Below are 261 nucleotides of genomic sequence, written 5' to 3'. Positions count from 1 at the left end.
GACCCGGATCATGAAGCGTTTTTTACCGGGGAGGGAGTCCGCCTGCTGGAATCACGTCACGGCAATAGCCCTGAATGGGATAGCTTCTATCAGTCTTTGCCTGACACTATGGCCTACCACGAAGAAGACTTTGATGATGCGGACGAAGACGAAGACGAGGAGGACAATGATGCTCCCCGGCGTTCGGATGAAGAAGTACGTGCCAGCATACCTGCTGAACTGCTGGCGCAACTCGCCGTCAAAGAGCAAGAAGCCAGGGAC

Annotated in this window: 1 protein-coding gene; it reads left to right on the top strand. The window is 54.8% G+C overall.

What is annotated here, in order from left to right:
• The coding region (locus tag ACYP03_RS26745; RefSeq protein WP_459782770.1) for a hypothetical protein at positions 1 to 261 on the top strand (261 nt) is incomplete at both ends.

It is taken from the genome of Photobacterium sp. R1, from assembly GCF_054600795.1.
Note: the sequence above shows the minus strand (reverse complement) of the source record. Positions and strands in the feature narration are given on the sequence as shown.